The sequence below is a fragment of the Pseudomonas sp. KCJK9016 genome, from assembly GCF_046231795.1.
GTDB lineage: Bacteria > Pseudomonadota > Gammaproteobacteria > Pseudomonadales > Pseudomonadaceae > Aquipseudomonas > Aquipseudomonas bananamidigenes.
On the sequence record NZ_JBJJMM010000042.1, the window covers coordinates 21667 to 35201 of the forward strand.

At 59.5% G+C, this 13535-nt stretch carries 12 protein-coding genes; 10 read left to right on the forward strand and 2 right to left on the reverse strand.

Going from position 1 to position 13535, the window contains the following annotated elements:
• Positions 1 to 24: 24 nt before the first annotated feature.
• Positions 25 to 387: an ATP-dependent Clp protease adapter ClpS gene (clpS, locus tag ACK6BI_RS26615; RefSeq protein WP_015094394.1), complete on the reverse strand. Its 363-nt coding sequence runs from the start codon at positions 385 to 387 to the stop codon at positions 25 to 27.
• 224 nt (positions 388 to 611) lie between these two features.
• Between clpS and ACK6BI_RS26620 the strand changes: the two genes are divergently transcribed.
• Positions 612 to 893 (forward strand): cold shock domain-containing protein, encoded by a 282-nt coding sequence (locus tag ACK6BI_RS26620; protein WP_409319450.1) that lies wholly within the window; start codon positions 612 to 614, stop codon positions 891 to 893.
• A gap of 79 nt (positions 894 to 972) precedes the next feature.
• Here ACK6BI_RS26620 and icd read toward each other — a convergent pair whose 3' ends face one another.
• On the reverse strand, positions 973 to 2229 hold the full coding sequence (gene icd / locus ACK6BI_RS26625) for an NADP-dependent isocitrate dehydrogenase (RefSeq protein ID WP_409319451.1): 1257 nt from the start codon (positions 2227 to 2229) through the stop codon (positions 973 to 975).
• A 481-nt stretch (positions 2230 to 2710) separates the two neighbouring features.
• Here icd and ACK6BI_RS26630 point away from each other — a divergent pair, with 481 nt between their 5' ends.
• The 9 genes from ACK6BI_RS26630 (at position 2711) to aceA (ending at position 13114) form a co-directional block, all read left to right on the forward strand.
• Complete coding sequence (locus tag ACK6BI_RS26630; RefSeq protein ID WP_409319452.1) at positions 2711 to 4936, forward strand: NADP-dependent isocitrate dehydrogenase; 2226 nt, start codon at positions 2711 to 2713, stop codon at positions 4934 to 4936.
• A gap of 78 nt (positions 4937 to 5014) precedes the next feature.
• Positions 5015 to 5461: an NUDIX hydrolase gene (locus ACK6BI_RS26635; RefSeq protein WP_409319453.1), complete on the forward strand. Its 447-nt coding sequence runs from the start codon at positions 5015 to 5017 to the stop codon at positions 5459 to 5461.
• Between the two features lie 59 nt (positions 5462 to 5520).
• The gene (mnmA, locus tag ACK6BI_RS26640; protein WP_409319454.1) at positions 5521 to 6645 is read left to right on the forward strand and encodes a tRNA 2-thiouridine(34) synthase MnmA; all 1125 of its coding nucleotides are present in this window, start codon (positions 5521 to 5523) and stop codon (positions 6643 to 6645) included.
• Positions 6642 to 7265, forward strand: coding sequence for a high frequency lysogenization protein HflD (hflD, locus tag ACK6BI_RS26645; RefSeq protein ID WP_409319455.1), 624 nt, complete (start codon positions 6642 to 6644; stop codon positions 7263 to 7265). Before mnmA ends, hflD begins: the two co-directional genes overlap by 4 nt.
• A gap of 126 nt (positions 7266 to 7391) precedes the next feature.
• Positions 7392 to 8762, forward strand: a complete 1371-nt coding sequence (gene purB, locus ACK6BI_RS26650) for an adenylosuccinate lyase (protein ID WP_409319456.1) — start codon at positions 7392 to 7394, stop codon at positions 8760 to 8762.
• A gap of 86 nt (positions 8763 to 8848) precedes the next feature.
• Positions 8849 to 10024 (forward strand): JmjC domain-containing protein, encoded by a 1176-nt coding sequence (locus ACK6BI_RS26655; RefSeq protein WP_409319457.1) that lies wholly within the window; start codon positions 8849 to 8851, stop codon positions 10022 to 10024.
• Positions 10017 to 10442 carry a GNAT family N-acetyltransferase gene (locus ACK6BI_RS26660; protein WP_409319458.1) on the forward strand — a complete coding sequence of 142 codons (426 nt, stop codon included), beginning with the start codon at positions 10017 to 10019 and terminating at the stop codon, positions 10440 to 10442. Before ACK6BI_RS26655 ends, ACK6BI_RS26660 begins: the two co-directional genes overlap by 8 nt.
• 132 nt (positions 10443 to 10574) lie before the next feature.
• Entirely contained in the window at positions 10575 to 11312 is a 738-nt protein-coding gene (locus ACK6BI_RS26665) for a secretin N-terminal domain-containing protein (protein WP_409319459.1), read from the forward strand.
• A gap of 476 nt (positions 11313 to 11788) precedes the next feature.
• On the forward strand, positions 11789 to 13114 hold the full coding sequence (gene aceA / locus ACK6BI_RS26670; protein ID WP_065261741.1) for an isocitrate lyase: 1326 nt from the start codon (positions 11789 to 11791) through the stop codon (positions 13112 to 13114).
• The last annotated feature ends 421 nt before the right edge of the window (positions 13115 to 13535 follow it).

Here is a 13535-nt window from a genome sequence, read left to right on the forward strand (position 1 = left end):
ACCTCATACCCAAGTGGTCGGCGATTAACCGTCCTTCTCGATTTCACAGAGTAGCGGATGCTGGCTTTCCCTGGCGTACTGGTTGACCTGCATGGCCTTTGTCTCGGCGATGTCGCGGGTAAACACTCCACATACTGCCCGCCCTTCTGTGTGGACGGCCAGCATGACCTTGGTCGCCAGCTCGCGATTCAGGTTAAAAAACACCTCGAGCACTTCGACGACGAAATCCATCGGTGTGTAGTCATCATTGAACAAAACCACCTTGTACATCGGCGGCGCCTGTAACGCAGGCTTTGCTTCCTGAACAGCAATACCCGCTGAATCGTCGTCGTGTAAATCAGGGCGATCCTGATTGAATGTTAGTCGAATCTGGCTGATTGCATGCATGGAAAGAAAGGTTCGTCAGTTGTGCAAATACAGTGGTGGGGGCGGCTTGACACGTTTTCAACTCCGACTGCCCGGTCACCTTGACTATCGGGAAAACGGTGTTACAACCAATAGAACCCACAGTGGGTAAAAAAGATCCGCGAAGTCAATTCTTTTAACGGATTCGACGTCGGATGAATTGGATGATACTCCAGCGATGGAGACTGTTGCAGAGGGATTTGAGCATGGCTGTCGGCAAGGTGAAATGGTTCAACAATGCCAAGGGGTTCGGTTTCATAAATGCCGATGGTCCCTTGGGACACGATGAGGACGGGAAGCCCATCGATTTATTTGCCCATTACTCCGTTATTGAAATGGACGGGTACAAAACCCTCAAAGCCGGGCAAATCGTCAAATTCGAGATCGTGCAAGGGCCAAAAGGCCTGCACGCCACAAAAATTCAGAATGTCGAGACCACAAAAGACGCCGTCTCGCCAGCGGCTCATCACCAGTCGGTGACCAGCTGAAGCAACCAGAACACCTGCCAGAAAACAGACCGCCCGGCTCGATCACTCGAGTCGGGCGGTTTCGTTGCAACGGCCTTTGTTACATGTGCTTGACGATTGCCTCACCGAAGCCCGAAGAAGACACCAGCGTGGCGCCTTCCATCAGACGCTCGAAGTCATAGGTCACGGTCTTGGCCGCAATCGCGCCATTGGTGCCCTTGATGATCAGGTCCGCCGCCTCGGTCCAGCCCAGGTGACGCAGCATCATTTCGGCCGACAGAATCACCGAGCCCGGGTTGACCTGATCCTTGCCGGCATACTTCGGCGCCGTACCGTGGGTCGCTTCGAACATGGCCACGGTGTCGGACAGGTTGGCACCCGGCGCGATACCGATACCACCCACTTCCGCCGCCAGAGCGTCGGACAGGTAGTCACCGTTGAGGTTCAGGGTGGCGATCACATCGTATTCGGCCGGACGCAGCAGGATCTGCTGAAGCATGGCGTCGGCGATGGCATCCTTGACGATGACTTCGCGACCGCTTTTCGGGTTCTTGAATTTCATCCACGGGCCGCCATCGAGCAGCTCGGCGCCAAACTCGTCCCGTGCCACCTCGTAGCCCCAGTCCTTGAAGGCACCTTCGGTGAATTTCATGATATTGCCCTTGTGCACGATGGTCAGCGACTTGCGGTCGTTGTCCACCACGTATTGCAGGGCCTTGCGCACCAGACGCTTGGTGCCTTCCTTCGAAACCGGCTTGATGCCGATACCGCAATCCTGGTCGAAACGGATCTTGGTGACGCCCATTTCTTCTTTCAGGAATTTGATGACCTTGGTGGCCTCAGGGGAGCCGGCCTTCCATTCGATACCGGCATAAATGTCTTCGGAGTTCTCGCGGAAGATCACCATGTCGACGTCGCCGGGCTTTTTCACCGGACTTGGTACACCCTGGAACCAGACGACCGGACGCAGGCAGACATACAGATCGAGCTGTTGGCGCAAGGCCACGTTGAGGGAGCGGATGCCACCACCGACCGGCGTGGTCAGCGGGCCCTTGATGGAAACCACGTAATCCTTGACGGCGTCCAGGGTTTCCTGAGGCAGCCAGGTGTCCTGGTCGTAGACTTGAGTTGCTTTTTCGCCAGCATAAACCTCCATCCAGGAAATCTTGCGCTTGCCCCCGTAGGCTTTTTCCACGGCAGCATCAACCACTTTGATCATCACAGGGCTGACGTCGACGCCAATGCCGTCACCTTCGATGAAGGGAATGATCGGGTTATCAGGGACATTGAGAGAATGGTCTGCGTTGACGGTGATTTTGTCGCCGACGGCTGGAACCTGAATCTTCTTGTAACCCATGCTGAACTCCATTGTTTGGATTGAACATCTGGCTTGGTTCGAGCGTAACCCAGTTGAATCAACACGCAAACCCTCTGTTCCGGGCACGCCCACATCTCGTTTCGTACAAGCCTGAAAGCAAAGGGAAAAGCGCCAATCTCAAGCATTCACGACGACTCTACGCCCCACCCTGCCCTGCGACCTTTAGACCAATGGACGAGCATCGTCGCATATGAACCATCGGCAGATTGCCAGCTACCTATGTATAATGCCGCCCGCTGACCAAAGGGTCACGACGGCTGGCCTCTCTAGCACGAGACTTTCCGCCTGATTGGTCGGGTTGTTACCGCAGTCCGACTGCTTGACGCTCTACTGATGCACCCAACATCACCGCGAAGAATCTCGACATTCGGTTCATGGATGACTTTGAACGAACGCGCTTACCCGGCGCCCCTCGAGTTTCTGCGCACGCTTTAGCAAAGAAGAGAGAGTTAATCCGAATATGCCCACCCGCTCGAAGATCATCTATACCTTCACCGACGAAGCTCCAGCCCTCGCCACCTATTCCCTGCTGCCAATCATCGAGGCTTACACCGCTTCGGCCGATATCGCCGTGGAAACCCGCGATATCTCTCTTGCAGCACGCATCCTGGCCAGCTTCCCCGAGCAACTGGGCGACAAAGCCGTAGCCGACCACCTCGCCGAACTGGGCGAACTGGCCGTTACGCCTGAAGCCAACATCATCAAGCTGCCGAACATCAGTGCTTCGGTGCCACAACTGCAGGCCGCGATCAAGGAACTGCAGGCCCAGGGCTACAACCTGCCGGACTACTCGGAAAACCCGACCAACGACGCCGAAAAAGATGCCAAGGCGCGCTACGACAAGGTCAAGGGCAGCGCCGTGAACCCGGTTCTGCGTGAAGGCAACTCCGACCGTCGCGCTCCGCTGTCGGTCAAGAACTACGCGCGCAAGCACCCACACAAAATGGGCGCCTGGGCCAAGGATTCCAAGTCCCATGTCGCTCACATGAGCACCGGCGATTTCTATGGCAGCGAAAAAGCCGCCCTGATCGACGCCGCTGACACCGTGAAGATCGAGCTGATCGCCAAAGACGGCACCGCTACCGTCCTGAAAGAAAAAACCGCCGTTCAGGCCGGCGAGATCCTCGACTGCTCGGTCATGAGCAAGAAAGCCCTGCGCGCGTTCATCGCTGCTGAAATCGACAGCGCCAAGCAACAAGGCGTGCTGCTGTCTGTTCACCTGAAAGCCACCATGATGAAAGTCTCCGACCCGATCATGTTCGGCCAGATCGTTGCCGAGTTCTACAAGGACGCCCTGGCCAAGCACGCCGACGTGCTGGCCGAAATCGGTTTCAACCTGAACAACGGCATCGGCGACCTGTACGCCCGCATCAAGTCCCTGCCGGCCGAGCAGCAGGCTCAGATCGAAGCTGACATTCAGGCGGTCTACGCCGTTCGTCCGGCGCTGGCGATGGTCAACTCCGACAAGGGCATCACCAACCTGCATGTGCCGAGCGACGTCATCGTCGACGCCTCGATGCCGGCCATGATCCGCGACTCCGGCAAGATGTGGGGCACCGACGGCCAGTTGCACGACACCAAGGCCGTGATCCCGGATCGCTGCTACGCCACCATCTACCAGGCCGTGATCGAAGACTGCAAAGCCAATGGCGCTTTCGATCCGACTACCATGGGCAGCGTGCCTAACGTCGGCCTGATGGCCAAAAAGGCCGAAGAGTACGGCTCCCACGACAAGACCTTCCAGATCAAGGCCGACGGCGTGGTTCGCGTGACCGACAGCAAAGGCACCCTGCTGATGGAACAGGCTGTCGAAGCCGGCGACATCTTCCGCATGTGCCAGACCAAGGACGCGCCGATCCAGGACTGGGTCAAGCTGGCCGTCAACCGTGCTCGCGCAAGCAGCACTCCGGCCATCTTCTGGCTGGACCCGATGCGCGCCCACGACGGCGTGGTGATCGAGAAGGTTCAGGCTTACCTGAAGGATCACGACACCGCAGGCCTGGACATCCAGATCATGTCGCCGGTCGAGGCCATGAAGTACACCCTGCAGCGCACCCGCGAAGGCAAGGACACCATTTCGGTGACCGGCAACGTTTTGCGTGACTACCTGACCGACCTGTTCCCGATCATGGAACTGGGCACCAGTGCCAAGATGCTGTCGATCGTGCCACTGATGAACGGTGGTGGCCTGTTCGAAACCGGCGCCGGCGGTTCGGCTCCGAAGCATGTGCAGCAACTGGTCGAAGAGAACTTCCTGCGCTGGGATTCGCTGGGTGAATTCCTGGCCCTGGCCGCTTCTCTCGAGCATCTGGGTGTGAACTACAACAACCCGAAAGCACTGGTTCTGTCCAAGACCCTGGACCAGGCCACCGGCCAGTTCCTGGACAACAACAAGTCGCCATCGCGTAAAGTCGGCAACATCGACAACCGCGGCAGCCACTTCTACCTGGCCATGTACTGGGCACAAGCCCTGGCTGCCCAGACCGAAGACGCTGCACTGCAGGCGCAGTTCGCAACCCTGGCCAAGACCCTGACCGAGAACGAAGCGACCATCGTTGCCGAGCTCAACGCCGTTCAAGGCAAGCCAGTGGATATCGGCGGTTACTACCACGCCAATGCCGAGCTGATCAGCAAGGCCATGCGCCCGAGCGCAACCCTCAACGCGGCGATTGCTGCGCTGGTATAAGGTTGTAAAGGGAACATCACAAGCCCCGGCCATGCGCCGGGGTTTGTGTTTCTGCCTTCCGCCCAGGAGATTCACCTCATGCAATGGCTCCCCCACATCACCGTCGCCACCATCGTCGAGGACAACGGTCGTTTCCTGATGGTCGAGGAACACAAGGCTGGCCGTAACGTGCTCAATCAGCCCGCCGGTCATCTGGACCCGAACGAAACCCTGATCGAAGCCGCCGTGCGCGAAACCCTCGAAGAAACCGGCTGGGACGTCGAACCCACCAGCGTGATCGGCATTTATCTGTACACCGCACCGAGCAACGGCGTGACTTACCAGCGCGTATGCTTCAGCGCCAAAGCCGTGAAACACCGCCCGGATTATCAGCTGGACGACGGCATCGTCGGCGCCAAGTGGCTGACCCGCGACGAATTATTGGCCCAACGGGACAACTGGCGCAGCGAGCTGATCATCCGTTGCATCGATGATTATCTGGCCGGCAATCGCTTCGGTCTCGAACTGATCCGCCCTTCCCTTTAGCCTTGAGGCTGTGAGCCTGATAGAATCGCGTCCTTTTTCAAGACACTCATTGAATCCCTATGCGTGATCCAGCCCCTTCTGACACATCCAAGAAGCGCGTCATTGTCGGCATGTCCGGCGGCGTGGACTCTTCCGTTTCCGCTCTCCTGCTGATCGAGCAGGGTTATGAGGTGGAAGGCCTGTTCATGAAGAACTGGGAAGAAGACGACGGAACCGAATATTGCACCGCCATGGACGACCTGGCGGATGCTCAGGCCGTATGCGACAAGATCGGTATCAAACTGCACACCGCCAACTTCGCCGCCGAGTACTGGGACAACGTGTTCGAGCATTTCCTGGCCGAATACAAGGCCGGACGCACGCCGAACCCGGACATCCTGTGCAACCGCGAGATCAAGTTCAAGGCGTTCCTCGACTACGCCATGATGCTCGGCGCCGATCTGATCGCGACCGGCCACTACGTGCGCCGCCGTGACATGGATGGCCGCACCGAACTGCTCAAGGGCCTGGATCCGAACAAGGACCAGAGCTATTTCCTGCACGCCGTCGGTGGTGAACAGATCGCCAAGACCCTGTTCCCGGTCGGCGAGCTGGAAAAACCGGAAGTCCGCGCCATTGCCGAGAAATACGAGCTGGCGACTGCCAAGAAGAAGGATTCCACCGGAATCTGCTTCATCGGCGAGCGTCGCTTCAGCGATTTCCTCAAGCAATACCTTCCCGCGCAACCGGGTGAGATCAAGACCACCGAAGGCGAAGTCATTGGCCGTCACCACGGCCTGATGTATCACACCATCGGCCAGCGCCAGGGCCTGGGCATCGGCGGTTTGAAAGACGCCGGAGACGAGCCGTGGTACGTGCTGCGCAAGGATCTGGACACCAACGAACTGATCGTCGGTCAGGGCAACAACCATCCATGGCTGTTCTCCGGCGCCCTGTGCGCTTCGGAAATCTATTGGGTCAACCCGATCGATTTGAGCCAGCCGCTGCGCCTGACGGCGAAGGTCCGCTACCGCCAGAGCGATCAGGCCTGTACGCTGGAAAAAACCGAAAACGGCTACCGCGCCGTGTTCGATGAACCGCAGCGCGCAGTCACCCCGGGCCAGTCGGTGGTGTTCTATGACGGAGAAATCTGCCTCGGCGGCGGCGTGATCGAAGTCGCCGAGCCGTGGAGCGGCCAGGCATGAGCCCGACTCAGGAGCAATTGACCGCCCTGGGTGGCGTGTTTCTCGCCGCCGTACTGGTGGACCGGATCGCCAAGACCGGCCAGACCAACGAGGCCGGCCTGAGCTGCATGCTCGGCAGCCTGCTGGTTCGCGACCCGAAAGACACCCTGGATGTATACGGCGGCGACGACATCAACCTGCGCGACGGTTATCGCGCACTGATCGGCGCGCTCGAGCGCGATCCGAGCACCTTGCAGCGCGAGCCGTTGCGCTATGCCTTGTCGATGCTCGGTCTTGAGCGGCAACTGGCCAAGCGCGACGACATGCTCGACGTGATCAGCAAGCGCTTGCCGCAGATCCAGTCGCAGGTCGAACATTTCGGCCCGGCCCACGAAAACGTGATCGCCGCGTGTGGCGCGCTGTATCAGGACACCCTGAGTACCTTGCGCCAGCGCATCCAGGTGCACGGCGACATGCGCAACCTGCAGCAGCCGAGCAACGCCTCGAAGATCCGCGCGCTGCTGCTCGCCGGCATCCGTTCGGCACGCCTGTGGCGTCAGTTGGGCGGTCATCGCTGGCAATTGGTGATCAGCCGTCGCAAATTGCTCAAAGAGCTTTACCCGCTGATGCGCAGCAGCTGAACCGCGCCTGCAATACCGTTTTGAGTCAGTAACGCGTAATACGCCGGTCAGTTGGCGACGGACCGGCGGATTTTTTCATGTATGATACGCGCCCCATTTCGTTGCCCGACTGTCCGAGAACACCCCATGCAGCTCTCTTCGCTCACTGCGGTTTCCCCTGTTGACGGCCGCTACGCCGGCAAAACCCAGGCCCTGCGCCCGATTTTCAGCGAGTACGGCCTGATCCGTGCCCGTGTTCTGGTTGAAGTGCGCTGGCTCCAGCGCCTGGCCGCTCATGCCGGCATCCCGGAAGTGCCAGCCTTCTCCGCCGAAGCCAACGCCGTTCTGAACGAACTGGCCGAGAACTTCTCGCTGGAGCACGCCGAGCGCGTGAAAGAGATCGAGCGCACCACCAACCACGACGTGAAAGCGATCGAGTACCTGCTCAAGGAGCAGGCGGCCAAGCTGCCGGAACTGGCCAAGGTCAGCGAGTTCATCCACTTCGCCTGCACCAGCGAGGACATCAACAACCTGTCCCACGCCCTGATGCTGCGCGAAGGCCGTGACGACGTGATGCTGCCGCTGATGCGCCAGACCGCCAACGCCATCCGCGAACTGGCCCTGCGCTTCGCCGACGTGCCGATGCTGTCTCGCACCCACGGCCAACCGGCTTCGCCGACCACTCTGGGTAAAGAGCTGGCGAACGTGGTTTACCGTCTCGAGCGCCAGATCGCTCAGGTCGCAGCCGTTCCGCTGCTGGGCAAGATCAACGGCGCTGTCGGCAACTACAACGCCCACCTGTCGGCCTACCCGCAGATCGACTGGGAAGCCAACGCCCGCGCCTTCATCGAAGACGAGCTGGGCCTGGCCTTCAACCCGTACACCACGCAGATCGAGCCGCACGACTACATCGCCGAGCTGTTCGACGCCATTGCGCGTTTCAACACCATCCTGATCGACTTCGACCGTGACATCTGGGGCTACATCTCCCTGGGTTACTTCAAGCAGCGCACCATTGCCGGCGAAATCGGCTCGTCGACCATGCCGCACAAGGTCAACCCGATCGACTTCGAAAACTCCGAAGGCAACCTGGGCATCGCCAACGCGCTGTTCCAGCACCTGGCGAGCAAACTGCCGATTTCCCGCTGGCAGCGCGACCTGACCGACTCCACCGTGCTGCGCAACCTCGGTGTCGGCTTCGCCCACAGCGTGATCGCGTACGAAGCGAGCCTCAAAGGCATCAGCAAACTTGAACTCAACGCCGAAAGGATCGCTGCCGATCTGGACGCCTGCTGGGAAGTCCTGGCCGAGCCGATCCAGACCGTGATGCGTCGCTACAACATCGAAAACCCGTACGAGAAGCTGAAAGAGCTGACACGCGGCAAGGGGATCAGCCCTGAAGCGCTGCTGACTTTCATCGACGGCCTGGACATGCCGGCTGCCGCGAAAGCCGAGCTCAAGCAACTGACTCCGGCCAACTACATCGGCAACGCTGTAGCGCAAGCCAGACGCATCTGATCGACTGCTTGACCCGTTTGAGACGCCCGGCCGCGCCGGGCGTTTTTATTCCCGTCTGAAAAATGCTTTTTTTCAATAGGTTACATATGAATCCCGATACTCCTCTTCAACTTCTGGGTGGTCTCACGGCACGCGAATTCATGCGCGATTACTGGCAGAAAAAGCCGCTGCTGATCCGTCAGGCCTTTCCTGATTTCGAAAGCCCGATCGACGCTGACGAACTGGCCGGTCTGGCCCTGGAAGAAGAAGTCGAATCGCGCCTCGTGATCGAGCATGGCGAGCGCCCATGGGAGCTGCGCCGCGGCCCGTTCGCCGAAGACGAGTTCAGCAAACTGCCGGAGCGCGAATGGACCCTGCTGGTGCAGGCCGTCGATCAGTTCGTGCCGGAAGTCAGCGAACTGCTGGAAAATTTCCGTTTTCTGCCGAGCTGGCGCGTCGATGACGTGATGATCAGCTTCGCCGCCCCGGGCGGCAGCGTCGGCCCGCACTTCGACAACTACGACGTGTTCCTGCTGCAAGGCCACGGCAAGCGCAACTGGAAGATCGGCCAGATGTGTGACTCCGAAAGCCCGCTGCTGCAACACGCGGACCTGCGCATCCTCGCCGAATTCCACGAGACCGAAGAGTGGGTCCTGGAACCGGGCGACATGCTCTACCTGCCGCCGCGCCTGGCTCACTGCGGCGTCGCCGTCGATGACTGCATGACCTATTCGGTCGGCTTCCGCGCACCGAGCGCCGCTGAAGTGCTGACCCACTTCACCGACTTCCTCAGTCAATTCCTGACCGATGAAGAGCGCTACACCGACGCCGATGCCAAACCGGTGAGCGAGGACCCGCATCAAATCCAGCACGATGCACTCGACCGCCTCAAAGCGCTGCTCGCCGAACACATGAGCGACGAACGTCTGCTGCTGACCTGGTTCGGCCAGTACATGACCGAGCCGCGCTATCCGGAATTGGTCGTCGGCCCGGAAGAAGTCGAGGAAGAGGACTTCCTCGGCGCCCTTGAAGACGGCGCCATTCTGATCCGCAACCCGAGCGCCCGACTGGCCTGGTCCAACGTCGATGACGACCTGCTGCTGTTCGCCAGCGGCCAGAGCCGTTATCTGCCAGGCAAGCTGCGCGAGCTGCTGAAGCTGATCTGCTCCGCCGATGCGCTGCACACCGACAACCTCGGTGACTGGCTGAGCGATGAAGACGGTCGCGGCCTGCTGTGCGAACTGGTCAAACAGGGCAGCCTGGGGTTCGCCGACGATGAATAAGATTCGCGTACGCGTTGCAGACTGGCAAAAGGACAACGCCGAGATCCGCCGCATTCGCGAAACGGTGTTCATTGCCGAACAGTCGGTGCCACCCGAGCTCGAGTGGGATGCCGATGACGCCACGGCAGTGCACTTCCTGGCCTTCGAAGGCGACTTTCCGATCGGCACTGCCCGCCTGTTGCCCGATGGGCATATCGGCCGGGTTTCGGTGCTCAAGGACTGGCGCGGACTGAAGGTCGGCGATGCACTGATGCAGGCGGTCATCGCCCAGGCCGAAGCTCGCGGACTGAAGCAGCAGATGCTCAGCGCGCAGGTTCAGGCGACCCCGTTCTATGAGCGCCTGGGGTTCAAACTGGTCAGCGAGGAATTCCTCGAGGCCGGGATACCCCATGTCGACATGGTTCGTCACTCGTCATAACGCTGGACGAGCACCACAAAACGCCCCGCCATCGACCGATGCCGGGGCGTTTTGCTGTCTACGATTCAACTTGCCCCACCCCGGGCCGACAAACTGGCAATATCAAGCCTTTCGAAAGCGGAGATAACGGACATGTCCCTACGCACCCTGCTCACCACACTGCTGCTCGGCTGCAGCTTTTCGGTGCTGGCAGCCACAGAAATCGTGCCCCTCAAATACCACACCAGCGCGGACATGCTGCCGGTGGCTCAGGACTTCATCGGCAAGGACGGCCAGGTCAGCGCCTATGGCAATCAGTTGATCGTCAAGGCCGAGCCGGACAAGATTCAGGAACTCAAAGCACTGCTCACGCAGCTCGACACCGCACCCAAACGCCTGCTGATTACCGTCGACACCAACGAAAACAATCAGCAGAACACCGGCGATCAGCAAACCAGAATCATCAACTACAGCACCGCCAGCCGCGACGGCGGCATTCAGCAGATTCAGGCCAGCGAAGGCACACCTGCCCTGATCCAAGTGGGCCAGAGCGTGCCGATCACCAGCAGCCAGAGCAATTCCTGGGGCGATTACAGCAGCCAGACCCAATATCGCAACGTGACTCAAGGTTTCTACGTCACCGCCAGCGTCACCGGCGACACCGTTCATCTGGCAATCAGTACCAACCGTGACCGCATGAGCCAGGAACGTCCCGATGTAGTGAACGTGCAAAGCACCGACACAACCGTCACCGGACGCCTGGGCGAATGGATCACCCTGGCCGGCGTGAATCGCGAGACTCAGGCCGACAAACAGGGCCTGACCCGCAGCTACTCGACTCAAGGCCGGGATGACATGACGTTGCGGGTGAAAGTCGACACGTTGGACTAAAGCACCGAAAACTGACTGATTAGTCGTATTAGACCAAAGATGTAGTGCTTTAAAAAAAGCACTACAAAACGTTTGACGAGCCAAAAAAGCGAAGGCATGATGGCCTCGCTCCCGCTAATCAGAGGCCCTGGCAAGGGCCTTCGAAGCGATGTTCGCACCTACCCCGCGAACCGTTTCGTGTCTGTACCGCCCACAAGGCGTGTTTGACGAGGTTGCCGACTGGAACGAAGTTGTCCCGAGGGACGGAAGCGTAATTAGGTAACCCGGCTTCACACTGTAGCTCGCACCAGGGCCCACGACGCCCGAACGCGCCCGCCAGTTCGCCTTTACCTGCTCACCTCCCCTCGAGCCCATCGTTCATCCCGTCGCCTGCCCCGCCGAATACGACCTGACCATCCCAGGCTTCTGGTCAGCGAGCGCAAGGAATTTTCCACCGCAGAACAACTTTTCATAAAGACGCGACGAGGTTTATCTCCATGGCACTGACACGCGAACAGCAAATTGCAGCCCTTGAAAAAGACTGGGCTGAAAACCCGCGCTGGAAAGGCGTGACTCGCACTTACTCCGCTGCTGACGTCGTCCGCCTGCGTGGCTCGATCCAACCCGAGCACACCCTGGCACGCATGGGCGCCGAGAAGCTGTGGAACCTGGTGACCCAGGGTGCCAAGCCGTCCTTCCGCCCAGAGAAAGACTTCGTCAACTGCATGGGCGCCCTGACCGGCGGCCAGGCTGTTCAACAGGTCAAGGCCGGTATCCAGGCGATCTACCTGTCGGGCTGGCAAGTCGCTGCGGACAACAACTCCGCCGAATCGATGTACCCGGATCAGTCGCTGTACCCGGTGGACTCGGTTCCAACCGTGGTCAAGCGCATCAACAACTCGTTCCGTCGTGCCGACCAGATCCAGTGGAAAGCCGGCAAGAACCCGGGCGACGAAGGCTACATCGACTACTTCGCGCCAATCGTGGCTGACGCCGAAGCCGGCTTCGGCGGCGTACTGAACGCCTACGAACTGATGAAGAGCATGATCGAAGCGGGCGCCGCCGGCGTTCACTTCGAAGACCAGCTGGCTTCTGTGAAAAAATGCGGCCACATGGGCGGCAAGGTACTGGTTCCAACCCAGGAAGCCGTGCAGAAGCTGACCGCTGCGCGTCTGGCTGCTGACGTTGCCGGTGTACCGACCATCATCCTGGCCCGTACCGACGCCAACGCTGCCGACTTGCTGACTTCCGATTGCGACCCGTACGACCAGCCGTTCGTGACCGGCACCCGTACCCAGGAAGGCTTCTACAAGGTGCGTGCAGGTCTGGATCAGGCCATCGCCCGTGGCCTGGCCTACGCTCCTTACGCCGACTTGATCTGGTGCGAAACCGCCAAGCCGGACCTGGAAGAAGCCCGCCGTTTCGCCGAAGCGATCAAGAAGGAGTACCCGGACCAGATCCTGTCGTACAACTGCTCGCCTTCCTTCAACTGGAAGAAAAACCTGGACGACGCGACCATCGCCAAGTTCCAGCGCGAACTGTCCGCCATGGGTTACAAGCACCAGTTCATCACCCTGGCCGGCATTCACAACATGTGGCACAGCATGTTCAACCTGGCGCACGACTACGCCCGCAACGACATGACCGCCTACGTGAAACTGCAAGAGCAGGAATTCGCTGACGCCGCCAAGGGCTACACCTTCGTGGCTCACCAGCAGGAAGTGGGCACCGGCTACTTCGACGACATGACCACCGTGATCCAGGGCGGCACCTCCTCGGTGACCGCGCTGACCGGCTCGACCGAAGAAGAACAGTTCCACTGATCGAGTTCGCTGAGCAAACGGCCTTTGCGGACCGTATAGAAAGCTAACCGCATTGCCGAAAAACTGACGCCCCGACCGGTTCGGGGCGTTTTTTTGCCCGTGAGAATCGCAAAGACACAGCACATGCCGGGCGGGAGCGAGCCTGCTCGCGAAGGCATTGTCCCAGCTTGCACATGCTGTGACCGACCCACTGCTTTCGCGAGCAGGCTCGCGCCCACAGGAAAAGCGTCAGCCGCACGACAAAACATTGATCCAGAGCGGTATTCGCACGACAAAAATCGGTTAAAACGGGCGCCGCCGCTACTTGCAGTAACGCGGATATAAGACAACTTCCCAACTGCCCAATCGCTGAACTGTTACAAAACCACTCCAAACGATATCAATTATCATTTAGCAGCAACTATGTTCGTTACATTTCCCA